The organism is Pseudomonas saudimassiliensis (assembly GCF_000939975.1).
GTDB lineage: Bacteria > Pseudomonadota > Gammaproteobacteria > Pseudomonadales > Pseudomonadaceae > Halopseudomonas > Halopseudomonas saudimassiliensis.
The window spans coordinates 2,083,464-2,106,330 of the sequence record NZ_LK391969.1; the positions used below are offsets into that span (position 1 = coordinate 2,083,464).

Here is a 22,867-nt window from a genome sequence, read left to right on the forward strand (position 1 = left end):
GCAGGTGATGCATCAGAAATCGATGCGGTAGAAAAAATCCAGGGAGCTGGCCAGGCCGCCCACCGCTTCCAGATACAGGCGTTTGGTCAGGTCGTAGCGCACAGCCAAGCGGTTTGCCTGTTCAAATACCCCTACACCATAGCGCAGACTCAGGCGCTCGGTGAGATAACCGGTGGCGACCACACTGGTGGTCAGGCCGCTGCCTTCGGTATCCAGCTGGAAGTCGTCGATGCCCAGCGAGCCGGCAATGTTCTTGGCCAATGGCGTGCTGCCGGCCATTCCCAAGGCCAGGGCCGCCTGGCCCAGCAGGTTGCTGTCGCCCGTGTCGGCGCCCAGCGGACGGCCGAGAATCAGGTAGGCCAGGGCCTGCTCCTGGGCCATGGTCGGCTCGGAAAACACTTCCGAAATCGGCGCGTCAGCCGGCCCGGTCAGCCGCAGTCCGGCGATGACATCATCCACTCGGCGGATCGCCTCGATATCCAGGTAAGGCTTGCTCACCGGGCCGGCGAACAGGATCTGCGCGCGGCGTAGTTCCAACCGTTGACCGTAGCCGCGGAAGCGGCCATCAAGAATGTTCAGGTTGCCGGCTGCGGTCATGTTTTCCCGCACATGCAGCTGGCCGCTGAGCCGCCCGGTCAGTCCGAAGCCGCTGAAATTCAACTGATCGCCGATCGCCAGCTGGATGCCCATGGTGATCCCCAGCGGCAGCGATTCCTCCATTTCTTCGGTAGCACCGATGATTTCCGCGTCCGCCGACACCCGCACGGCCGCCGGCGGCAGCTCCCGCACGGTGATATCCCCTTCAGGGATGGCGATGGTACCGGTGATGGCCAGATTGTTGTCCGCCAGGCCAATGTGCAGATCGGGGCTGGCCAGCAAATCGGCGTAGGGGTCGACCCTCACCGGCAGGTCACTGCCAGTGAGGCTGATATCTACCGCGAGCGCCGGTGCCCAGGCCGCGGTACCGCCAATCCGGCCCTGCCCTTCACCGCTGATCCATTGACCGTCGAGCTCCGCCTGCTGGCCGGTGATACCCACCCGCAGTTGCAATTGCTCGAAACTGACCGGCAGCTCCGGGCCGCTGATCTGCGCATCGCTGAGGTGAATATCCCCCTGGACCAGGGGCTCGGTGAGGGTGCCGGCCAGCGTGCCCAAGCCCACCAGGTCACCGTTGAGGGTATCGACCTGGGGCAGGAATGGCCGCAGGATATCCAGCTGCACATCGCGCAACTCAAAGCGACCATCCAGCTGTTGGGCGCCCCCTGGATCGGTAATGTTCGCCAGCACCTCCAAATTGCCGAGTCCTTCGCTGATCAACTGCAACTGGCTGCGGGCGCGATCGGGGTCGAGCTGGGTGGTGAACTCGAGGGTTTCATACGGGAAGGTCAATTGCTGGTCCGGGTTACTCACCCGCAGCTCCCCGTTGCGGCTGCTGACCAGTACATTGGCCCGCGGCTCTGCGTCCACCGCCTGGCGGAACTGCGCTTCGGCATCGAGGGTTGCATCCCAGATGAGGTCTTCCGGCAGCCACTCCTGCAACGACGCCAGCGGGAAGTCCGCCAGGCGGACGTCGATCTGCCGGTCGGGCATCAGCCGCTGCTCGCCGTTGAAACACAGCTGGCTTTGCAAATGGCTCCAGCAGTGGGCGCCCAAGCGCAACTCACCGTTGGCCAGCCGATAACTGAGGGCCGCGGCGTCGTTCAGTTGCCAGACCATTTCTTCGGCGGCAAGGGTTCCTGCGCGCAACTGGCCCCGCCAGCGCTCCTCGTTCAGACTGCCGGTCAGCCGGGTATCCAGTTCGACGACGCCACCCTGCAGATCCAACGCCAGATGGTGCGCGGCGCGGTTGCCGTCGAATACCAGGCTGAGGTCCCCCAGTCGCGTATCGCCGTTGCGCATGCGCGTGGCCGTCAGGTTCAGAGTGCCGGGCAGTTGGTCGCTGAGGGTCACCCGCCCCTCTGCGGTCAGCGCCGCCAGGCCAAATTCGGCAAAGCCCACCCGCTCGCCCTGCAACGCGACGCTGACTGTCGGGGCGCTGGCCGACCCGCTGGCCCTGGCATCGCCGACCAGGCTACCGGATAGCCCCGGCCATAGCGTCGCCATCCGCACCAGATTGATATCGAAGCGGCCGGTGACGGTCTGTCCCCATTGGCCTGCCCCGCTGATACGGTTGTCACCCTGGCGCAGCAGCAGATCGCTGACCTGCCAGGTGTCGGCCGTATTGGCGAGGGCGCCGGAAAGCTCCAGGGGCTGGCTGCGGAGCGTGCCTGCCAGTGCCCAGTCGGCCTGCAACTGCAGTTGCTCATCAACCATACTGCCGGAACTGGTGACCGGCCCACTCAGCGAGCCGGGCAATTCGGCGACGAACAACTGGGGATTCAGCTCGTCGAGCAGCAACTCCACATCCCAGGCAATACCGCCGAGCAGCTCGAGTACCGCTTCGCCACTGAGGCTGCCACGATCGGTGGTCAATGACAGGGGCGCAATATTGATCCGTTCCGGCGTGCCGGCCAGCGTCAGTTCGAGGTCGGCCTCCTGATCCCGTACGCCGCCCAGGCGGGCTTTCAACCCGGCAGTGAAAGCGGTATCCCGCAGGCTGGCCTCCAGGTTCAGGCGGTGTATTTCCAGGTCGCCGATGTCCTGGGGATACAGCCACTGCCAGGGGAACGCCTCCATGGCGACTTGGGCATCGGCGCTGAGCTGCTCCCCCCAGGCCGCCTCACCGGTAAGGGCGAGCGCCCGTTCCGGCTGCTCGGCCACTGCCAGCCGCAGGTTCAAGCCGGACACGCCGGTGGTCATGACCAGCCCGCCCAGCGTCAGGTCAACCCTGCCCCCTTCGCCCGGCAGATGACCGGTGGCCCGCAGGTTTATGCCCTGCTCCAGGTCCCCGGCCAGGTTCAGTATCAGGTCGTTCAGGGTCAGCGAAGGCGGCAGCGACTGCAGGGCCAGGAATGCCTCCCCTTGCCACTGGGCGGTCAAGGGCAGCTCGGCCTGCAGTGGTTGCACCGCGGCGGTCAGACGCCCTGGCAGATAGCCGCTGCTGCGGGCGTCCAATTGCAATTGCGTCAGACTGCCGTCGAGCCGGGCCTGGACCTGCCAGGGCTGCGCGTCCATGGGCGGCAGGGTCAGGTCGGCGGTCACCCGCAGCGGCCACTCGCCGCTCATGCGCAGGTCACCTTCCACATCCCAACTCAGGTCGGGGCCCTGGCCACGGAAGTGAGTGATATGCACCCGGTCGCCACTGGCCTGGGCCTGCAAGGTGATATCGGTAAGCAATGCTTCGTCGCTGTTGAGCCATATTTCGCCAATGCGCGCCTCCTGCAGGCGCACGCCCAGCGGCAGGTGGATATCCGGCAGGGTAATATCCTGGCGGGGCTCCTCTGGCGTATCGGTAGGCGTGGTGCGCACGTCGATGCGTTCCGCCGCCAGCAGGTCGATACACAGGCGCTTGCCGCGCAGGCAGCCCAGCGACCAGGACAGCTCCAGATCGTCAATGGTCAGCTCCATGCCACTGTCGCTGTCGCGCCACACCATCTGGGAGAAACGCCAGCCGCGCCATAGCTGGCCGCTTTCAAACTGCAGCTCCAGGCGCGGCTCCATGCCTGGCAGCTTACTGAATAGCCAGCGGTTCGCCCCTTCGCTGGACAGTGCCGCCAACAGGATCACCACCAGCAACAACGGTACAACCAGCAGAATGATCAACCCGCGCAACAGCGCCTTGAGCAGGAACCCGGTCACAGTTCGGCTCCCATGGAGAAGTGAATACGGAAGCCCTCATCCGGATCGCTGACCGATCTGGCAAGGTCCAGGCGGATGGGCCCGACCGGTGATACCCAGCGGATACCCACACCGGTACTGGTCTTCATCGGATCGTCCCAGGTGTCCACGGCATTACCGTGATCGACGAAGACCGCGGCCCGCCATTTCGGCTTGAATTCGTACTGGTATTCGGCACTCGTCGCCAGCAGATACCGGCCACCGATGCGCTCACCGGTTTCATCGGTAGGTGCCAGGGTGCGGTAATCGTAGCCCCGGACACTCTGGTCACCCCCGGCAAAGAACCGCAGCGACGGCGGCACACTGGCGAAGCCGTCGCTGGCGATGCCGCCAAGCTGGGCCCGCGCGAGGAAACGGTGATTGTCCCACAGGGTATAGAGGCCCTTGGCGGCGAGGTTCAGGCGCACGAAGTCGATATCCGACAGCACGCCGGCCTTGGCTCCTTGCAGGTCCATCATCAGGCTATGGCCGCGGCTCGGGTCCATGCTGTTGTCACTGACGGTGCGTTGAAAGCCCAGGCTGGGGATCAGCAGGGTACTGCGTCCGGAGTCGTCCCCCAGGGAGTAACGCTCCTGCTCCAGGCGCAGGCCAATGCTGCGGTTCCAGCCATTGTTCAGGCGCCGCTGCAGCAGGCCACCCAGCACCATGCTCTGGCTTTCGACGTCGTCGATATCCTCGCGCTGCCATCCGGAAAAGAAGCGTAGGTGGCTGGATTGCGGCGGCGTCAGCGGGATCTGGTACCAGGAGGTGATCTTCTGGCGTGGCGCGGCCAGTTCCAGCTCGGCACCGCGACTGTGGCCGCGGGAATTGAGCCAATGCTGGGTCCAGTCCGCCTTGACGCGGGGGCCCACGTCGGTGGAGAAGCCGCCGCCAAAACCCAGGGAGTGAGGTTTGCGCGCCTTCAGGTCAGCCTGCACGGGGATTTCACCATCCACCGCCAGGTCAGCCGGCGCGGTCACCTGGACGGCCTCGAAGTAGCCGCTGGCAAGCAGCTCCCGGTTGAATTCGGCGAGCAGGTCCGCCTCGTAGGGCACCCCGTTGCGAAAGGGCACCATGCGCTGCAACAGATCGAGGTCAAAGGGCGTTTCGGAAAAGCTCACCTCGCCCAAGCGGTATCGCTCCCCGGTGTCGTAGCGCAGGACGACATCCGCCAGGTTCTCCTCCACGTCAATCAACAGGCGGTTCTCGAGAAACTCGGCGGAAAAGTAACCATATTGCAGCGCCTGGTTCTGCAGCAGGCTCTTGGTGTCCTCGTAATGACCATGGTGCAGTTGGGCACCCGGCATCATGTGCCGGCTCGGGGGGAAGCTGAAATACTCGGTACCCTGTCCCGCCCCGCTCACTTCAAGAACAACGTCGTCGAGCAGCACCGGCTCACCGAGAGTCACCTCCAGCAGCAGGACCGGGTCGGTGTCATCGCCAATCACCCGGGGACGCACCTGGGGATGGTAATAGCCCAGCGCCTGCAGTGCGCTGATAGCCTGCTCCCTGCTCGATCGGGCCAGGCGCCACATGGCCTCCCGGCTGGGGGCTGTCACCGGCCCGATGAAGGCTTCGATGTTGTTGCGCGCAGCATCGTTGCGCGGTTCGACCTGCACCTTCAGCTCCCCACGGGCGGCGGAACCGAGAAGCAGCAGTGCCAGCAGTAATACAAAACGGACCATATTCAGTTCCAGCTTCAAAATGGCATCGTGGTTCAGCGCTTCTCAACCTGCCGGAAGGGTTGTTACGGCCATGTACCGCCTGGGAATGCTAACATGCCCAGCGATCCAGGCCGATATGCATTGCGGCTTATTCCGTTTGTTCAGGATAGGAACTCTGATGAAAGTTGTATCGTTCAATATCAACGGCTTGCGTGCCCGTCCCCACCAATTGCAAGCGCTGGTCGACAAGCACGCACCCGATGTCATCGGCCTTCAGGAAACCAAGGTGGACGATCCCGCCTTCCCCCTGGAGTCGGTCCAGGCGCTGGGTTATCACGTGCATTTTCATGGACAGAAAGGCCACTACGGCGTGGCATTGCTCACCCGTGAAGAGCCGATCTGGGTACGCAAGGGTTTTCCCAGCGACAACGAGGAGGCGCAATGCCGCATGATCAGCGCCGCAGTTCCCTGCTCCGATGGCACGCCGCTGGTGGTCTTCAATGGGTATTTTCCCCAAGGTGAAAGCCGCGCCCACCCGATCAAGTTTCCGGCCAAGACCCGGTTCTATGCCGATCTCCAGCGTCATCTCGAACAGGAGTTTTCGACCGATCAGCGGATAGTGGTGATGGGGGATCTGAACATTTCGCCAGAGGACTGTGATATCGGAATTGGCGAGGCCAATGCCAAGCGCTGGCTGCGCACCGGCAAATGCAGTTTCCTGCCAGAAGAGCGGGAGTGGCTGCAGCGGCTCAAGGATTGGGGGCTGATCGATACCTTCCGGCATATGCACCCCGATGTGGATGATCGTTTCAGCTGGTTTGATTACCGCAGCCGGGGATTCGAGGATGACCCCAAGCGCGGCCTGCGTATCGACCTGGTCATGGCCAGTCGCGGCCTGATCGACCAGTGCGTCGACACTGGCATCGACTACGAGATCCGTGGCATGGAAAAGCCCTCGGACCACGCGCCGGTCTGGGCCAGTTTCAAGCTCTGAAGCGTGCAGGCGACGGTGCCGCTATCGGTACCGTCGCCTACCCTGTCAGGCCATTTCCTCTTCCGGTACATCCAGTACCAGTTCACCGTCACGCAAGGTGACATGGACGGTACCGCCGTGCTCGGCCAGATCCCCGAACAGGATCTGCTCGGCCAGCGGCCGCTTGATCCGGTCCTGGATCAGGCGGGCCATCGGACGGGCCCCCATCAGCGGATCATAACCATGCTCCACCAGCCAGTTGCGCGCATCCTCGTCCACGTCCAGCAGCACATGCTTGTCCTCCAGCTGCGCCTGCAGCTCGGTGAGGAACTTGTCGACCACGAACTTGACGCTGTCGTGACTGAGCTGGCCAAACTGGATGATGGCATCCAGACGGTTGCGGAACTCCGGCGTGAAGGTCTTCTTGATCACCTCCATCGCATCGGTGGTGTGATCCTGGGTGGTGAAACCGATCGACGACCGGGCCATGGATTCCGCCCCGGCGTTGGTGGTCAACACGATGATCACGTTCCGGAAATCCGCCTTGCGACCGTTGTTGTCGGTCAGGGTACCGTGGTCCATTACCTGCAGCAGCAGGTTGAAGACTTCCGGATGCGCCTTCTCGATCTCGTCCAGCAGCAGGACGCAATGGGGCGTCTTGTTGATGGCCTCGGTGAGCAGGCCGCCCTGGTCAAAGCCCACGTAACCGGGCGGTGCCCCGATCAGCCGCGACACGGTATGGCGCTCCATGTATTCGGACATATCGAACCGCAGCAGTTCCACGCCCAGGCTCTTGGCCAACTGGCGGGTGACCTCGGTCTTGCCCACCCCGGTGGGGCCAGCGAACAGGAAGGAGCCCACCGGCTTGTCGGCTGATTTCAGGCCGGCGCGAGACAGCTTGATCGCGGTGCTGAGGGCGTCGATCGCCTGGTCCTGGCCGAACACCACCAGCTTCAGGTCACGCTCCAGGTTCTTCAGCAGCTCCTTGTCGCTGGTGGAGACATGCTTCGGTGGAATGCGGGCGATCTTGGCAACGATGGCTTCGACCTCCGCCACATCGATACACTCGGGCCGCTCCTCCTGCGGCTTCAACCGCTGGTAGGCGCCCGCCTCGTCAATCACGTCGATGGCCTTGTCGGGCATATGCCGGTCGTTGATATAACGATCCGCCAGTTCCGCCGCAGCTTTCAGCGAGTCGTCGGTGTAGCGGATCCCGTGGTGATCCTCGAAGCGACTGCGCAGGCCCTTGAGGATCTGGATGGTGTCGCTGACCGAAGGCTCAACCACATCCACCTTCTGGAAGCGCCGAGCCAAGGCCCGGTCCTTCTCGAAGATGCCGCGGAACTCCTGGAAGGTGGTCGAGCCGATGCACCGGATCTCCCCGGAGGACAGCAGCGGCTTGAGGAGGTTGGACGCGTCCATGACGCCGCCGGAGGCAGCGCCCGCACCGATGATGGTGTGGATCTCATCGATGAACAGGATGGCCTGGGGGCGCTTCTTCAGCGCCTTGAGCAGCGCCTTGAAGCGCTTCTCGAAATCGCCGCGGTACTTGGTCCCGGCCAGCAGCGCACCGAGATCCAGTGAGTACACCACCGCCTCGGTCAGGATATCCGGTACCTCGCCATCGACGATGCGCTTGGCCAGGCCTTCGGCAATGGCCGTCTTGCCCACACCGGCCTCGCCGACCAGCAGCGGGTTGTTCTTGCGTCGCCGTACCAGGATCTGCGCGACCCGCTCGACCTCTGCCGCGCGACCGACCAAGGGATCGATACGACCCAGGCGGGCCTGCTCGTTCAGATTGCTGGCATAGGACTCCAGCGGGTTGTTGGCAGCCACTGCCTCGCCGCCCTCCTCGTCCAGATTCTCCTGCTCCGCCTGGCTCTCATTGTCATCGGGCACCTTGGAGATACCGTGGGAAATGAAATTGACGATATCGATACGGGCAATGTGCTGTTGCTTGAGGAAGAAAACCGCCTGGCTTTCCTGCTCGCTGAAAATGGCCGCCAACACGTTGGCACCATTGACCTCGCCCTTGCCTGAGCTCTGTACGTGGAACACCGCCCGTTGCAGGACGCGCTGGAAGCCGAGCGTGGGCTGGGTTTCCCGTTCGCTGTCCTGGACCGGGATCAAGGGCGTGGTGGAGTCGATGAACTCGGTGAGTTCCCGACGCAACCGCTCCAGGTCCGCGCCGCAGGCGCGCAACACGGCTACTGCGGCCTGGTTGTCGAGCAAGGCCAGCAGCAGATGCTCGACAGTCATGAATTCATGGCGTTTGCTACGGGCATCCTTGAACGCCAGGTTCAGGGTGATCTCCAGATCTCGATTAAGCATACTGCCCCCTCGTCTGCGACTTCGGTCGCTTTATTACGCTTCGCGTTCTATCTGACACATCAATGGGTGCTGGCATTCCCTGGCATATTCATTTACCTGAGCTGCCTTGGTCTCGGCTACATCTCGAGAATAGACTCCGCAGACAGCTCTGCCCTCAGTATGGACCCTAAGCATGATCTGTGTAGCCTTTTCCCGATTCAGCATGAAGAAGACCTCCAGCACCTCGACGACGAAGTCCATCGGCGTGTAATCATCGTTGAGCATAATGACCTGATAACGGGCTGGAGGTTGCAGTTCGGGCTTTCCGGTCTGCACCGCCAGGCCATCATCTTCCTCGTGCTCCGGTTGACCCGGCCCTTGCATGAACGTTAGTAAAATTTCCATCTCGGCAAATATCTTCTAATCACTGTGACTGTCAGGCTACAGCCAAAATGTGCACTGGTACACAGCTTGCCAGTCCTCATCTTGACTAATCCCGATTCAATGTTAATAAGTGTAACAAGCTGATACGCAATACGTCATTTTCGACATTTCGTGCCAGTGAGGTCATAGCGGGATTCACCACCCAGTATGGGAACAGCAGAGGAATGCAGTATGGAGATTGGTAAGGTCAAATGGTTCAACAATGCCAAAGGTTACGGCTTCGTCGTAGCCAATGGACGCAATGAAGACCTTTTTGCCCACTACTCAGCTATCCAGATGGATGGGTACCGAACGCTCAAGGCAGGCCAGCCTGTACAGTTCGACATCATCCAGGGCCCCAAGGGCCTGCATGCAGTCAATATCCAGGCCGTGGGAGAGCCGGTCCGCAAGTCGACCGAGGAATCCGCAACGGTTGAGGTGGCGACACTTGTTTAACTGATACCTGCCCGCGTGATCCTCGCTGTACCGGGCATTCCAATACAGACAAGCCGGCATTCGCCGGCTTGTCTGTTACTGCGTGTCGATAGCTGCGAAATTACATTGCAGCAATCAGATCATCACCGAACTCGGAGCACTTGCGCAGTACTGCGCCGTCCATCAGACGCTCGAAGTCATAGGTAACCGTCTTGTTGGCGATAGCGCCTTCGGTACCCTTGATGATCAGGTCTGCCGCTTCTACCCAGCCCATGTGGCGCAGCATCATCTCTGCGGACAGGATCAGGGAACCGGGGTTGACCTTGTCCTGGCCAGCGTACTTGGGCGCAGTACCGTGGGTCGCTTCGAACATGGCAACCGAATCGGAGAGGTTGGCGCCCGGAGCGATACCGATACCGCCTACTTCCGCGGCCAGCGCGTCGGACAGGTAGTCACCGTTCAGGTTCAGGGTCGCGATCACGTCATACTCGGCCGGACGCAGCAGGATCTGCTGCAGCATGGCGTCGGCGATGGCGTCCTTCACGACAATGTTCTTGCCGGTGTTGGGGTTCTTGAACTGCATCCAGGGGCCGCCGTCCAGCAGCTCGGCGCCGAACTCGTCACGGGCCACTTCGTAGCCCCATTCCTTGAAGGCACCTTCGGTGAACTTCATGATGTTGCCCTTGTGAACGATAGTCACGGAGCTGCGATCATTGTCCACTGCGTACTGCAGGGCCTTGCGAACCAGACGCTTGGTACCTTCCTGGGAAACCGGCTTGACGCCGATACCGCAGTTTTCGGTGAAGCGGATCTTGGTGACGCCCATTTCCTCGGTGAGGAACTTGATGACTTTCTCGGCTTCCGGGGAACCGGCCTTCCACTCGACACCGGCATAGATGTCTTCGGAGTTCTCACGGAAGATGACCATGTCCACGTCGCCGGGGTTCTTGACCGGGCTGGGTACACCGGTGAACCAGCGAACCGGGCGCTGGCAAACGTACAGGTCCAGCTGCTGACGCAGGGCAACGTTCAGCGAGCGAATGCCGCCGCCTACGGGTGTGGTCAGGGGGCCCTTGATGGAAACCACGTAGTCCTTGACTGCGTGCAGGGTCTCTTCGGGCAGCCAGGTGTCCTGGTCATAGACCTGGGTGGCCTTCTCGCCGGCGAAAACTTCCATCCAGGAGATCTGGCGCTTGCCACCGTAGGCTTTTTCCACGGCTGCATCGACTACCTTCATCATGACCGGGGAAATATCAACGCCGATGCCGTCACCTTCAATGTAAGGGATGATCGGGTTGTCAGGAACGTTCAGGGAGAAGTCGGCGTTAACGGTAATTTTGTCGCCGCTCGCCGGCACCTGGATCTTTTGGTATCCCATTTGTGACTCCGTTGTGTGTCGTTGTCAGTGAAGATCCGGACGGTTGGTCCGAATCGGAAGAATACGGTTTGGTGGGCCGTATTGTTGTAGTTTTCCTACATAAAGTCACGCACTTTCATTGTGTTGGCCTGTTTTCACCGCACAAATAGCCCTGGATACAGTGTGACGGAGCTTGGCCAATCCAAATATGTAGTGAGGCTACATCCTCACTACAGGCGCTGATTGCGCTCCTCGCATCCTAGCCTTTTTTAACGCCAATGCCATCCCCTGGCAGCCTGCAGGGGCGTTGTTTCATCCCGGGCATTCACCGATCGAGCGGTTTACGGTACCCTGTCACCCTGAATCGGGAGTCATGCATGCGCTTTTTACCCCACGTTACGGTCGCGACCATCGTTGAAGATAACGGCCGTTTTCTCATGGTTGAGGAAGTCAGCAACAATCGCGTTGTATTCAACCAGCCTGCGGGACATTTGGAAGCAGACGAAAGTCTCATAGAGGCGGCTTACCGCGAAACCCTGGAAGAAACCGCCTGGACCGTGGAGATCACCGGCCTGACCGGCATGTATCTGTTTCGCGGCGATAATGGCGTAACCTACCAACGCACCTGCTTTACCGCCCGGCCACTGGCGCTCCAGCCTGACGTGCAACTGGATGAGGGTATCGTCCGGGCCCACTGGCTGACGCTGGAGGAAATCACGGCGCTGCGCGATCAGCTGCGCAGCCCCATGGTGTTGGAGTGCATCATCGACTACCTGAATAAACCACGGTATCCATTGGATCTGATTCGCTGACATGACCACGCACACCAGAACACCCAGCCAGACCCGCGTCATCGTCGGCATGTCCGGCGGGGTCGACTCCTCCGTCTCGGCCGCCCTGCTCCTGGAACAGGGCTATCAGGTCGAGGGGTTGTTCATGAAAAACTGGGACGAGGATGACGGCACGGAGTACTGCACCGCCAAGGAAGATCTGGCCGACGCCCAGGCGGTGTCCGATCGCCTGGGCATCAAGCTGCATACTGCCAACTTCGCAGCGGAATACTGGGACAATGTGTTCGAGCATTTCCTCGAGGAATACAAGGCCGGTCGCACGCCCAACCCCGACATCCTCTGCAACCGTGAAATCAAGTTCAAGGCGTTCCTGGAATATGCCCTGGCCCTGGGTGCCGACCTGATCGCCACCGGGCATTACACCCGGCGGGCCGAGCGTGACGGCCAGACCCTACTGCTGCGCGGCCTGGATGCGAACAAGGACCAGAGCTACTTCCTGCACGCCGTGGGCGGCGAGCAGATTGCCCGCACCCTTTTCCCGGTGGGCGAACTGGAAAAGCCGGAAGTCCGTCGTATCGCCGAAAAGTACCAACTGGCGACTGCGCGCAAGAAGGACTCTACCGGGATCTGCTTCATCGGCGAGCGCCGTTTCACCGACTTTCTCAAGCAGTACCTGCCCGCCCAGCCCGGGGATATCGAAACCACCGAGGGCCAGATCATCGGCCGTCACCACGGCCTGATGTACCACACCATCGGCCAGCGGCAGGGGCTGGGTATCGGCGGACTGCAGGGGGCCAGCGACGATCCCTGGTACGTGCTGCACAAGGATCTCGAACGCAATGTGCTGGTGGTCGGCCAGGGCAATAACCATCCCTGGCTGTTCTCCAGCGCGCTGGCCTGCTCCCATATCTACTGGGTCAACCCCCTGACGCTCGCCGAACCCATGCGCCTGACGGCCAAGGTGCGCTATCGCCAGCCCGACCAGGCCTGCACGCTGGAGCGCACCGCCGAGGGCTATCTGATCCGTTTCGACGAGCCGCAGCGCGCCGTGACCCCCGGGCAATCCGTGGTGCTGTATCAGGACGACGTGTGCCTGGGCGGTGGTGTTATCGAGCAGGCGGTACCGGCCTATGAGGATGCGCCATGACGCTGGCCGAAGAGCAGGTACTGGCCCTGGGGGCGATATTCGAAGCCGCGCTGCAGGTCGACAAGCTGGCGCGGACCGGTCAGTTCAGCGAAGGACCGGTAAGCTGCTTGATCCAGAGCCTCTTCGAACGCTCGCCCGATGACACCTTGAGCATCTATGGCGGGTCTCACCATCAGATCCGTCACGGTCTGGAAGCGCTCAACGCCATGCTGGAACGCGACACCGCGACCCTGCAACGCGATGCCCTGCGCTACACCATGAACCTGGTTACCCTGGAACGGCAATTGGACAAGCGTGACGATCTGCTCGCCGTGCTCGGCCAACGCCTGGACCAGGCGCAGCATCAGGTGGGCCATTTCGGGTTGTTGCATGACAACACCATGGCCTCCCTGGGAAGTGCCTATCAGGACACCCTGAGCACCCTGCGGCTGCGTATCCAGGTGCACGGTGACATGCGCCATCTGCAGCAGCCTGATATTGCCAACCGCATCCGCGCGCTGTTGCTGGCGGGGATCCGTTCAGCCCGCCTGTGGCGCCAACTCGGTGGGCATCGCTGGCAGTTGCTGCTGTCGCGCCGCAAATTGCTGGAGGCGACCCGCACCATCCTCAACGGGTAGCGAACCGGCGTTACCCGCCCTCCCCCAGGTCGACCCCAAGCGTCTCAGGATGGTGTATCATTTGCGGCTTTCAGCCAGCCTTTGACGAGACTTCCTATGCAACTTTCCTCCTTGACCGCCGTATCACCCGTTGATGGCCGTTACGGCAGCAAGACCGCCAGCCTGCGCGGCATTTTCAGTGAATATGGCCTGATCCGCTTCCGTGTGCAGGTCGAGGTCCGTTGGTTGCAATGTCTGGCGGCGCACCCCGGCATTCCGGAAATCGGTCCTTTCTCCGAGCAGGCCAACGCCCTGCTCGATCGGCTGGTGGATGACTTCCAACTGAGCCACGCCGAGCGCATCAAGGAAATCGAGCGGACCACCAATCACGACGTCAAGGCGGTGGAATATCTGCTCAAGGAGCAGGTTGCGGCCCTGCCCGAGCTGCAACAGGTCAATGAATTCATCCACTTTGCCTGCACTTCCGAGGACATCAACAACCTGTCCCACGCCTTGATGCTGCGCAGTGGTCGGGACGAGGTAGTACTGCCGCTGATGCGCCGCCTGGCTGATGAGATCCGCTCGCTGGCGGTCATGTTTGCCGACGTGCCCATGCTGTCGCGCACCCACGGCCAGCCAGCCTCTCCGACTACCCTGGGCAAGGAACTGGCCAACGTGGTCTACCGCCTCGAGCGGCAGATCAGCCAGGTGGAGAATATTCCCTTGCTGGGCAAGATCAACGGCGCGGTAGGCAACTACAATGCCCACCTGTCGGCCTACCCGCAGCTGGATTGGGAGGCCAACGCCCGGCAGTTCATCGAAGAGACCCTCGGCCTGACCTTCAACCCCTACACTACGCAGATCGAGCCGCACGATTATATCGCCGAGCTGTATGACGCTGTGGCCCGGTTCAATACCATCCTGATCGATTTCGACCGGGACATCTGGGGTTATATCTCCCTGGGCTACTTCAAGCAGAAGACCATCGCTGGCGAGATTGGCTCCTCGACCATGCCGCACAAGGTCAACCCGATCGACTTCGAAAACTCCGAAGGCAACCTGGGTATCGCCAACGCCATTCTCCAGCACCTGGCCAGCAAGCTGCCGATCTCCCGCTGGCAGCGGGACCTGACCGACTCCACCGTGTTGCGAAACCTGGGGGTTGGCTTCGCTCACAGCGTGATTGCCTATGAGGCAACTCTCAAGGGAATCAGCAAGTTGGAGCTTAATATTCAACGAATTAGTGAAGACCTGGATAACTGCTGGGAAGTGCTCGCCGAGCCCGTGCAGACCGTCATGCGGCGCTACGCCGTGCCGGAGGCCTACGAGAAGCTCAAGGAGCTGACCCGTGGCAAGGGCATCACGCCCCAGGCGTTGCAGGAGTTCGTAGACCAGTTGGAGATCCCCGATGCCGCCAAGCGCGACCTCAAGGCACTGACGCCCGCCAGCTACATTGGTAATGCCGCGGCCCAGGCCCGTCGCATCTGATCTACCGACAGTGCCCGGCCAGCCGGGCACTGTTTCGTTCCAGTCATTCCCTTTTCCCTGCTGCAACCCGAGGCCACCCATGTCCCTTTCCGTCACTACCCTGCCTGGCGGCATGTCCGCCGAAGAGTTTCTCCGGGATTACTGGCAGAAAAAGCCACTGTTGATCCAGCAGGCCTTCCCTGAGTTCGAGAGCCCGTTGAGCGCCGATGAGCTCGCTGGCCTCTCGCTCGAAGAGGAAGTGGAGTCGCGCATCGTGCTGGAACAGGGCGCCACTCCCTGGGAGCTGCGCCATGGCCCCTTCACCGAGGACGATTACCGCACCCTGCCGGAGCGGGACTGGACCTTGCTGGTGCAGGCGGTGGACCAGTTTGTCCCCGAGGTAGCCGAGCTGCTGCAGGCATTCCGCTTCCTGCCGAGCTGGCGTCTGGACGATGTGATGATCAGTTACGCGGCGCCGGGCGGCAGTGTCGGCCCGCACTACGACAATTACGACGTGTTCCTGCTGCAGGGGCATGGCCATCGTCGCTGGAAGGTCGGCCAGCCCTGCGGCCCTGACAGCCCGTTGCTGCCGCACCCCGACCTGCGCATCCTGAGCGACTTCGAACAGCAGGATGAGTGGGTTCTGGCGCCGGGTGACATGCTCTACCTGCCCCCGGGCCTGGCCCACTATGGCATCGCCGAAGACGCGTGCATGACCTACTCGATCGGCTTTCGCGCACCCAGCCACGGCGAGATCTTGACCCATTTCAGCGACTTCCTCAGCCAGTACCTGGGCGACCATCAGCGCTACAGCGATGCGGGCTTGAGCCTGCCTGCGGATCCGGCGCAGATCGATGACCAGACCGTCGAGCGTCTGCAGCGGTTGATTCTGGAACTGGTGCAGGACAAGGAAGCCCTGGGCACCTGGTTCGGCCGCTACATGACCGAGCCGCGCTTCCCGGAGATGATCACCGCCCAGGAGCTGGACGAGTCGCTGTTGAATGACGCGCTGGACCAGGGTTACGGTCTGGTACGCAATCCCAGCGCCCGTCTTGCCTGGCGGCAGGAGTCGAATGAGTACCTGATGTTGTTCGCCAGCGGCGAACACTGCCTGCTGCCTACGCGGCTGTTGCCCCTGGTGCAGTTGATCTGCAACCAGGACTACCTGGACGCGGATCAGTTGGGTTCCTGGCGCGCGGATGGCGAAGCCGTGCTGTTACTGGAGCAGTTGCTGGGCAAGGGTGATCTGCTGCTGGAAGAGGATGAGGATGAATAAAACGCACGTGCGGATAGTGGATTGGGTCGGTACCGAGGCCCTGCGTACTATCCGCCAACAGGTATTCATCGACGAGCAACAGGTTCCGCCGGAGTTGGAGTGGGATGCCGAGGATGCGCAGGCAACCCATTTCCTGCTAACCCTGGATCAGCACCCGGCAGGCACGGCCCGGCTGCTGGCAGACGGGCATATCGGCCGCGTGGCCCTGTTGCCGCAGGCGCGCGGCCAGGGTCTCGGTCGTCAGTTGATGCTGGCGGTCATGGAGCACGCCCGCCAGCAGGGGCTCACGCGCCTGGAGCTGTCGGCCCAGACCCATGCCCTGGCCTTCTACCGACAGCTGGGCTTCGTTCCCTGCTCGAACGTCTACCTCGATGCCGGCATCCCCCATCAGAGCATGCGCTGGGACCTTCCTACAGCCTAGGGGAATCAGCCGCAAGGCCCCGGACCTAGGGTGTCCGCCCCCTATGATGCGCCGATTCAAGTGCTAGACTCAGGTTCGATAACGAGGAGAACGCACCATGAATCTGCGCATCATGCTGGTTTTTTTCACCAGTCTCGCCTTGGGGCTTGGTACTGCTTCACTCCTCGCCGCGCCCCGTACCGAAGTCATCCCCCTGGGTTACAACATGGCCGAGGATGTCATTCCCGCTATCCAGCCGATGCTGCGCGCCGATGAGCGCGTGTCGGCCTACGGCAACCAGCTGATCATTCGCGCCGAACCGGAGCGGCTGCAGGAAATCCGTGCGCTGCTGAATGAGATCGACCGGCAACCGGCCAAGTTGCGCATCACGGTGGCCAACTCCGGCAGCACCCTGGGCAGCCAGTCCGGTTATCGCGTGGATGGACGCCTGGGGACCGGATCCGGCGACATCATCGTGGGACAGCCCCGGGGGAGCAATCAGGCGCGCATCATCCGCCGGGAAACCCGGGGAGCGGCCGACGGCACCCGGGTTATCACCGCCAACGAAGGCTATCCGGTACTGATCCAGACTGGACAGCGTGTGCCGCTGACCAGCACCACCACCGATGTCTATGGGCAGGTCATCAACCAGACCGAATATCATGATGTCACTTCGGGTTTCTACGCCACGGTACGGCTCAATGGTGATATTGCGACCATTACCCTGAGCGCCAATAACGACCGCATGAACGCCGCTGGCCGCGGTATCGTCGACGTCCAACGAACCGATACGGTAGTGACCGCCCGGCTTGGCGAGTGGGTCACTGTCGGTGGTGTGGATGACGCTGGAAGCGGCCAGGAACGCGGCATTGGGCGGCGTACCACAACCCGTAGCGCCCAGCAGCAGAGCGTGCGATTGATGGTCGAACGGCTGCCCTGAGTTTTGTATCGTTTTTGTAGTGTTTGGATAATTTCACTACAACATCGTTGACTTCTGTTTCCTCCCATCGCATTATTGCCCCGCTCCCGCTAGCCAGAGCCCCTCTTGCAGGGTCTCCGGATGGCTTCCTGAACCTAAGGAAGCATCTGTGTCTCAACAGCCCACAAGGCAGTTCGACGAGGTTGCGACTGGAACGAAGTTGTCCTGAGGGACGGGGAAGCGATTTAAACGTAGCAGCCTGCATGACCCGGAGTGGCCGGAGCGCTCTCAAGCATCCGCTTGACCGAAGCCCGCCATCCAGCTCATCACTGTGACGTACCCTCCTCTTTCTTCATGTCATTCTTCATTCAGTCACTGTTTCGACGCACTGCGGAGTGCCGCAACCCTGCCTAGCTCTGGCTGATGGGTTCGGGGTCGACTAACGTCAGAACCATTGCACACTTTGAAGGATTGACCATGTCAGCATATCAGAACGATATCAAAGCAGTTTCCGCGCTCAAAGAAACCGCCGGTAACGGCTGGAACGCCATCAACCCGGAATCCGTCGCACGCATGCGTGCACAGAACCGTTTCAAAACCGGTCTGGATATCGCCAAGTACACCGCTGCGATCATGCGCAAGGACATGGCAGAGTATGACGCTGACTCCTCCGCCTACACCCAGTCGCTGGGCTGCTGGCACGGCTTCATCGGTCAGCAGAAGCTGATCTCCATCAAGAAGCACCTGAAGACCACTAACAAGCGCTACCTCTACCTGTCCGGCTGGATGGTTGCTGCCCTGCGTTCCGAGTTCGGCCCCCTGCCTGACCAGTCCATGCACGAGAAGACTGCTGTTTCCGGTCTGATCGAAGAGCTGTACACCTTCCTGCGCCAGGCTGACGCCCGCGAGCTGGACCTGCTGTTCACTGCCCTGGACGACGCCCGTGCCGCCGGCAACAACGCCAAGGTCCAGGAAATCCAGAACCAGATCGACAACTTCGAAACCCACGTTGTGCCGATCATCGCCGACATCGACGCCGGCTTCGGTAACGCTGAAGCAACCTACCTGCTGGCCAAGCAGATGATCGAAGCAGGTGCCTGCTGCATCCAGATCGAGAACCAGGTTTCCGATGAGAAGCAGTGCGGTCACCAGGACGGCAAGGTAACTGTCCCCCACTCCGACTTCCTGGCCAAGATCAATGCCGTTCGCTACGCCTTCCTTGAGCTCGGCGTTGACGACGGTGTGATCGTTGCCCGTACCGACTCCCTGGGCGCCGGCCTGACCAAGCAGATCGCCGTGACCAACGAGCCGGGCGACCTGGGCGACCTGTACAACAGCTTCCTGGACGGCGATTACATCGAGTCCGCGGACGACATCCAGAACGGCGACGTGGTCATCAAGGCCAACGGCAAGCTGCTCAAGCCCAAGCGTCTGGCATCCGGCCTGTTCCAGTTCCGCAAGGACACCGGTGTTGATCGCGTGGTCCTGGACTGCATCACTTCCCTGCAGCACGGCGCTGACCTGCTGTGGATCGAAACCGAGAAGCCGCACGTTGGCCAGATCGCCGAGATGGTCAACCGTATCCGCGAAGTGGTGCCGAACGCCAAGCTGGTGTACAACAACAGCCCGTCCTTCAACTGGACCCTGAACTTCCGTCAGCAGGTCTTTGATGCCATGGTTGCCGAAGGCAAGGATGTTTCCGCCTACGATCGTGCCAGCCTAATGAGCATCGAGTACGACGAGACCGAACTGGCCAAGCTGGCTGATGAGAAGATCCGCACCTTCCAGGCAGACGCTTCCCGTGAAGCGGGTATCTTCCACCACCTGATCACCCTGCCGACCTACCACACTGCTGCGCTGTCCACCGACAACCTGGCAAAAGGTTACTTCGACAAGGAAGGCATGCTGGCCTACGTGAAAGGTGTTCAGCGTCAGGAAATCCGCCAGGGTATCGCCTGCGTCAAGCACCAGAACATGGCTGGTTCCGACATCGGTGACAACCATAAAGAGTACTTCGCTGGTGAAGCAGCTCTGAAAGCTGGCGGTAAAGACAACACCATGAACCAGTTCTGATCGGACTGCTTCCGGGCCCGGCCCGGGTGTTTGACGAAAGGCCACCTTCGGGTGGCCTTTTCTTTAGTAGCGCAGCGCGGCCCCCACCAGCAGACCATCGGTAGGCCGAGGGCCGCCAACTCGCGTACAATGCGCGCTCCCTTGCCGGCCGCGACAGCGATACTCCCTCACCGGCATATCATGCAGCAACAGGTTGGAAAGAATGGCACGTTTACATCTGGAGTTTCCGGAAGATCAGTTTTACTTCACCACTCAGCTGACCGTCCGCATTACTGATATCAACTCAGGCAAGCACCTGGCCAACGACTCCATGGTCTCGATGATTTCGGAGGCGCGGGCGCGCTTTCTTTATCAGTTCGGGATCGAGGAAGCTGGCGTCAGTGACGTCGGCATCATCGTGACCGACTTGGCGACTACCTATCTCAAGGAAGCTTTCGCGCGCGAGACACTGGTATTCGAAGTGGGCCTGATGGACCTGAACAAGTACGGGGGCGATATCATCTTCCGCATTACCAAGGCCGACAATGGCGACCTGGTCGCCCTGGCCAAGTCCGGCTTCGTCTTCTACCACTTCCACTCTGCCAAGGTGGCACCGATGCCAGAGGACTTCCGGCTGCGTTTTCCGGGAGTGAACCAGGCGCAAGAATGAGCCGCAGTAAAACGCGGGCACAAAAAAGCCGGTCCTAAACCGGCTTTTTTGTGCCTGCCTTCCCTGGCAGGCTGATTCCGAGTTGCCGCAATTACGACGCCGCGGGATCTTTAAGGTGAAGATCGATTAACGAACTTCAACCTCGGTTTCAACTTCTGCTTCAACGCGACGGTTCATGGCGCGGCCGTCGTCGGTGCTGTTGTCAGCAATCGGACGAGCTTCGCCGTGGCCAACAGCGTTCACGCGGGAGGACTCAACACCTTCAGCGATCAGAGCTTCACGAACGGAGTTTGCACGACGCTCGGACAGGTTCTGGTTATAGGCATCGCTACCTACGGAGTCAGTGTGACCTTCAACGGTAGTGGTTACCGACGGGTAGGTCTTCATGAACTCGGCCAGGCTCTGGATGTCTTGACGGAACTCAGGGCGAATGGTGTCGCGGTCGAAGTCGAACTTGACGTCCAGCTCAACGCGAACGGACTGCATTTCTGGCTCGGGCTCAGGAGCCGGTGCCGGAGCGGGAGCAGGTTCAGCCTGGGCTACAACCGGAGCGGCGCGGCCGCCGAAGTTCAGACCAACACCTACGCCAGCCTGCCATTCGGTGTTGCCATGGTCCAGACCGTACAGGGCGTCAACACCAGCCTTCACGAAGAAGTTCTCGTTCAGGTAGTTCTTCACACCGAAACCAGCCACAGCCATGGTGGTGCGGTCATCCTGGTTGGTGCCGATCTGTTCCAGTTCCTGGTGAGCGAAACCACCGGAAACGTAAGGACGCAGCGCACCTTCGCCGAAGTGGTAAACGGCTTCAACGTGGGCCAGCTTGCCATCGATATCTTCGCCAGAGTTCGGGCCGTTGTCGACTTCCAGACTCTTATAAGTACCCAAGCCGATGTTCAACAGTACATCGTCGGTGACGAAGTAGCCGAGGCTGCCACCAACCAGAGTACCGTCGTCCAGATTGTGGCGGCTATCGGTGAAATAGCGCTTGGCAAAGGCTTCGACTTCAACCGAACCGGCACTCTGGGCCATGACCGGCAGCGCGGAGCCGGCGATGGCAGCACTTACAACGATACCTACTGTGTTTTTCAATTTCATCTTTGAATCCCCGTTAAATCCATTCGGACGTTAGGTTTTGCGCAAAACTCGCAAGCAGTATAGCAGAAGCTCCAGATTTTCAAGGCAGTGGCATCTAAAAAGGATTATTAATATGCTTGCGCAACCTCTCCAGTGCCCGCTTGTAGCGCATCTTGGTGGCACTTAATCCCATATTCATGATGTCGGATATCTCTTGAAACTCGAGTTCCGCCACGAAGCGCAATACCAGGATTTCCCGATCCACCTGGTTGACATGCACAAGCCAATGGTCAAGGCCCTTGCTGTCTACAGCCGGGCTCTCAGGTTCTTGGGCTTCTTCCTGAGTATCCAGACTGAGCGCGTCGTATAACCGCCGCTTCCGCTTTTCTTTTCGATACTGGGTGATGCATTCATTGTAAGTAATGCTATATAGCCATGTCTTGAACTTGGCCTTGCCTTCAAAGTGCTTGAGCCCATGCAGCACCTTGAGCATTACTTCCTGACATACATCATCAGCATCTCTTTCGTTGCCGAGATAGCGCGCACACACATTGAAGAGCGTGCGTTGATACCTCTGCATCAGCTCCTCATAGGCAACAGTTGTATGAAAAAGTTCACGATTAGCACGCGCAACCAGTTCTTCATCCGTCATTTCGGATAATTGGCTGCGGTTACGTGATGCCGGGCTATCGGTCAAAACGGATTCATCGACAAGTTAAAGGGCCGTGGCGCGATCAATGCGACACGGGTTTATCCAGCAACGTGCGGTTGGCAATGGAGATGAAGCGGCCTTCGTCATCCACCAGGGTCGTCTTGACGGTGCCTATTTCCTCGATGACGCCTTCCCGGTCCTCTACCTTGATCCGGTCGCCCACCTGATACAGCTCGCGCAGATAGACACCGGCGATGATCTGGCTGACCGTTTCCCGGCTGCCCAGGCCCATGGCCAGGGCGGCGGCTGCACCGAAGGAAACCAGCACGATTGCAATCACGGTATTGAGCAGCTGGGTCTCGATCTGCAGCTGACCGATGGCCAGCGATACCGTGATGATCACCAGCAGCCCTTGGACCAGCCGGCTGATGCCGCCGGCGTAATCGGCGCCAATACTCTCGACGGTGCCCCGCACCATCCCCGCCACCAGGTGTGACAACAACAGACCGGCCAGCAGAATGAGCGCGGCGCCGAAGACCTTTGGCAGATACAGGGCGAAGGCATCCAGCGTAGCGGAGACCCGGGCCAGGCCGAGGGTTTCCGCCGCGGAGACCACAAAGGTCAGAATGATGAACCAGTAGATGATCTTGCCGATGACCGCCGAGACCGGCGAGGCGATGCCGATACGGCTGAGCATCTTGGTCACCCCTGCCCCGGTCATCAACCGGTCGAGGCCCAGCTTGGCCAGCCCCTTGGTCAGCACCGCATCGATGAGGCGGGCGATGACAAGGCCCAGCAGCACGATAATCAGCGCTGTGATCAGGTCAGGAATGAAAGACGCTACTTTGGTCCACAAAGCAGTCATCGCAGCCACAAAACTCTGGCTCCAGGTTTCTTGTTCCATG

At 60.7% G+C, this 22,867-nt stretch carries 19 protein-coding genes; 11 read left to right on the top strand and 8 right to left on the bottom strand.

Features of this window, described 5'->3' with window-relative positions; translation table 11 throughout:
- Window positions 1-12 precede the first annotated feature (12 nt).
- Together VG99_RS09675 and VG99_RS09680 are read right to left on the bottom strand one after the other, a co-directional pair.
- Window positions 13-3,738, bottom strand: a complete 3,726-nt coding sequence (locus VG99_RS09675; protein WP_044499606.1) for a translocation/assembly module TamB domain-containing protein — start codon at window positions 3,736-3,738, stop codon at window positions 13-15.
- Complete coding sequence (locus VG99_RS09680; RefSeq protein ID WP_044499607.1) at window positions 3,735-5,441, bottom strand: autotransporter assembly complex protein TamA; 1,707 nt, start codon at window positions 5,439-5,441, stop codon at window positions 3,735-3,737. Before VG99_RS09680 ends, VG99_RS09675 begins: the two co-directional genes overlap by 4 nt.
- 157 nt (window positions 5,442-5,598) lie before the next feature.
- Between VG99_RS09680 and xthA the strand changes: the two genes are divergently transcribed.
- Window positions 5,599-6,414 (top strand): exodeoxyribonuclease III, encoded by an 816-nt coding sequence (xthA, locus tag VG99_RS09685; RefSeq protein ID WP_044499608.1) that lies wholly within the window; start codon window positions 5,599-5,601, stop codon window positions 6,412-6,414.
- Window positions 6,415-6,459: 45 nt separating this feature from the next.
- Here the strand turns inward: xthA and clpA are convergent, their stop codons facing one another.
- Both clpA and clpS read right to left on the bottom strand, forming a co-directional pair.
- Complete coding sequence (gene clpA / locus VG99_RS09690; protein WP_044499609.1) at window positions 6,460-8,724, bottom strand: ATP-dependent Clp protease ATP-binding subunit ClpA; 2,265 nt, start codon at window positions 8,722-8,724, stop codon at window positions 6,460-6,462.
- Between the two features lie 33 nt (window positions 8,725-8,757).
- The gene (gene clpS / locus VG99_RS09695; RefSeq protein ID WP_044499611.1) at window positions 8,758-9,120 is read right to left on the bottom strand and encodes an ATP-dependent Clp protease adapter ClpS; all 363 of its coding nucleotides are present in this window, start codon (window positions 9,118-9,120) and stop codon (window positions 8,758-8,760) included.
- A 198-nt stretch (window positions 9,121-9,318) separates the two neighbouring features.
- On the opposite strand from clpS, the gene cspD reads away from it, so the two are divergent.
- Window positions 9,319-9,582, top strand: coding sequence for a cold shock domain-containing protein CspD (cspD, locus tag VG99_RS09700; protein ID WP_044499612.1), 264 nt, complete (start codon window positions 9,319-9,321; stop codon window positions 9,580-9,582).
- Between the two features lie 100 nt (window positions 9,583-9,682).
- Here cspD and icd read toward each other — a convergent pair whose 3' ends face one another.
- Window positions 9,683-10,939, bottom strand: a complete 1,257-nt coding sequence (gene icd / locus VG99_RS09705) for an NADP-dependent isocitrate dehydrogenase (protein WP_044499614.1) — start codon at window positions 10,937-10,939, stop codon at window positions 9,683-9,685.
- A gap of 356 nt (window positions 10,940-11,295) precedes the next feature.
- Here icd and VG99_RS09710 point away from each other — a divergent pair, with 356 nt between their 5' ends.
- The 9 genes from VG99_RS09710 to VG99_RS09750 all read left to right on the top strand — a co-directional run bounded on the left by VG99_RS09710 (window position 11,296) and on the right by VG99_RS09750 (window position 20,236).
- Window positions 11,296-11,730 (top strand): NUDIX hydrolase, encoded by a 435-nt coding sequence (locus tag VG99_RS09710; RefSeq protein WP_044499615.1) that lies wholly within the window; start codon window positions 11,296-11,298, stop codon window positions 11,728-11,730.
- Between the two features lies 1 nt (window position 11,731).
- The gene (mnmA, locus tag VG99_RS09715) at window positions 11,732-12,856 is read left to right on the top strand and encodes a tRNA 2-thiouridine(34) synthase MnmA (RefSeq protein ID WP_044499617.1); all 1,125 of its coding nucleotides are present in this window, start codon (window positions 11,732-11,734) and stop codon (window positions 12,854-12,856) included.
- On the top strand, window positions 12,853-13,473 hold the full coding sequence (gene hflD, locus VG99_RS09720; protein ID WP_044499618.1) for a high frequency lysogenization protein HflD: 621 nt from the start codon (window positions 12,853-12,855) through the stop codon (window positions 13,471-13,473). The genes mnmA and hflD overlap by 4 nt, the downstream gene beginning before the upstream one ends.
- 96 nt (window positions 13,474-13,569) lie before the next feature.
- Window positions 13,570-14,940, top strand: a complete 1,371-nt coding sequence (purB, locus tag VG99_RS09725; RefSeq protein WP_044499620.1) for an adenylosuccinate lyase — start codon at window positions 13,570-13,572, stop codon at window positions 14,938-14,940.
- A 79-nt stretch (window positions 14,941-15,019) separates the two neighbouring features.
- The gene (locus VG99_RS09730) at window positions 15,020-16,195 is read left to right on the top strand and encodes a ribosomal protein uL16 3-hydroxylase (protein ID WP_044499622.1); all 1,176 of its coding nucleotides are present in this window, start codon (window positions 15,020-15,022) and stop codon (window positions 16,193-16,195) included.
- Window positions 16,188-16,616 carry a GNAT family N-acetyltransferase gene (locus tag VG99_RS09735; protein ID WP_044499623.1) on the top strand — a complete coding sequence of 143 codons (429 nt, stop codon included), beginning with the start codon at window positions 16,188-16,190 and terminating at the stop codon, window positions 16,614-16,616. Before VG99_RS09730 ends, VG99_RS09735 begins: the two co-directional genes overlap by 8 nt.
- Window positions 16,617-16,713: 97 nt before the next feature.
- Complete coding sequence (locus VG99_RS09740; RefSeq protein WP_052508768.1) at window positions 16,714-17,535, top strand: secretin N-terminal domain-containing protein; 822 nt, start codon at window positions 16,714-16,716, stop codon at window positions 17,533-17,535.
- A 456-nt stretch (window positions 17,536-17,991) separates the two neighbouring features.
- Entirely contained in the window at window positions 17,992-19,587 is a 1,596-nt protein-coding gene (locus VG99_RS09745) for an isocitrate lyase (protein WP_044499626.1), read from the top strand.
- Between the two features lie 202 nt (window positions 19,588-19,789).
- On the top strand, window positions 19,790-20,236 hold the full coding sequence (locus VG99_RS09750; RefSeq protein ID WP_044499627.1) for a thioesterase family protein: 447 nt from the start codon (window positions 19,790-19,792) through the stop codon (window positions 20,234-20,236).
- A 126-nt stretch (window positions 20,237-20,362) separates the two neighbouring features.
- Here VG99_RS09750 and VG99_RS09755 read toward each other — a convergent pair whose 3' ends face one another.
- The 3 genes from VG99_RS09755 to VG99_RS09765 form a co-directional block, all read right to left on the bottom strand.
- The gene (locus VG99_RS09755; RefSeq protein WP_044499628.1) at window positions 20,363-21,331 is read right to left on the bottom strand and encodes an OmpA family protein; all 969 of its coding nucleotides are present in this window, start codon (window positions 21,329-21,331) and stop codon (window positions 20,363-20,365) included.
- A gap of 94 nt (window positions 21,332-21,425) precedes the next feature.
- A complete protein-coding gene (gene sigX / locus VG99_RS09760; protein WP_275425472.1) occupies window positions 21,426-22,007 on the bottom strand; it encodes an RNA polymerase sigma factor SigX in 582 nt (193 codons plus the stop codon).
- 37 nt (window positions 22,008-22,044) lie between these two features.
- Complete coding sequence (locus tag VG99_RS09765; RefSeq protein WP_044499630.1) at window positions 22,045-22,866, bottom strand: mechanosensitive ion channel family protein; 822 nt, start codon at window positions 22,864-22,866, stop codon at window positions 22,045-22,047.
- Window position 22,867 lies beyond the last annotated feature (1 nt).